This is a genomic window from Bacillus sp. mrc49, from assembly GCF_002803435.1.
In genome coordinates, this window is sequence record NZ_PHNG01000197.1 from 1 (window position 1) to 880 (window position 880).

Consider the following 880-nt stretch of genomic DNA (forward strand, 5'->3'; position numbering starts at 1 on the left):
GAACCTGCCACCTAAACAATGTACGGAGTGCGGAACCACCATCACCGAGCAAGCTGAATCGTATCTCTTGGAATGCGATCATTGCCTTTCCAATCGCGAAGACTAATCGACCGAAATATGAGGAGGAATCATGATGCAAACTAAAAACCCTATGGAGTTTTTCAGGAACCTGCCGCCTAAACAATGTACGGAGTGCGGAACCACCATCACCGAGCAAGCTGAATCGTATCTCTTGGAATGTGATCATTGCTTATCCAAAAAAGATGAGTATTGAAAAAGGATGCTGACATCCCATTGCCATATCCCCTATTATGATGTCAGCATTTCCCCCTCCATTCATCAGTATATGAGCTCCCATTTCATTTACCATGCCAAAAAGGATGTCCCTTGGACACCCTTCATGTTTATTTCACTTCCCCATATATTTATTCACATAATTCCCAGTGACGTCCCTGCTGCTGTACTGAAGGAAGTCCAATGCAAAAATCATGAATTCCAGGCCGAGACGCTTATCCGATCGCATGAAATCGGAGCCTAACAGTTTCTCTAGCTTTTCCAGTCTATGATATAGAGTTTGCCTTACAATGAATAGTTGTTTGGAAGTTTCCTGTTTAGATCCGTTACATGCAAGATATGACTTCAGGGTAGGCATTAACTCGCCATTGTTTTGCTTGTCATATTCAATGACAGGACCTAGGTACTCGTGCACCGTTTCCTCCAGGTTTCCATGTTTATTCAAGAGCGAAATCATGCGATGCATATGTAAGTCCTGATAAAAAATGCTCCTGTTCTCTTCTGGTAAACTATCTTGAAGCAGCAGGGTCTCGCGTGCCGTTTCATAGCTTTTATAAATCTCGTTTAATCTTTGTACATGCTTTCC

The 880-nt window shown here is 42.7% G+C and carries 3 protein-coding genes; 2 read left to right on the forward strand and 1 reads right to left on the reverse strand.

Going from position 1 to position 880, the window contains the following annotated elements:
- Nucleotides 1-4 precede the first annotated feature (4 nt).
- Together yhfH (CVN76_RS01370) and yhfH (CVN76_RS01375) are read left to right on the forward strand one after the other, a co-directional pair.
- Nucleotides 5-106, forward strand: coding sequence for a protein YhfH (yhfH, locus tag CVN76_RS01370; RefSeq protein WP_232732048.1), 102 nt, complete (start codon nucleotides 5-7; stop codon nucleotides 104-106).
- Between the two features lie 24 nt (nucleotides 107-130).
- Nucleotides 131-274, forward strand: a complete 144-nt coding sequence (gene yhfH, locus CVN76_RS01375; RefSeq protein WP_442857525.1) for a protein YhfH — start codon at nucleotides 131-133, stop codon at nucleotides 272-274.
- A gap of 135 nt (nucleotides 275-409) precedes the next feature.
- On the opposite strand, the gene CVN76_RS01380 is transcribed toward yhfH (CVN76_RS01375), so the two are convergent.
- The coding region (locus CVN76_RS01380) for a PucR family transcriptional regulator (RefSeq protein ID WP_198512412.1) at nucleotides 410-880 on the reverse strand (471 nt) is incomplete at its 5' end.

Excerpts from the sequence above, each read along its gene's own strand:
- yhfH (WP_442857525.1), top strand. The coding sequence starts at position 131 with ATGATGCAAACTAAAAACCCTATGGAGTTTTTCAGGAACCTGCCGCCT.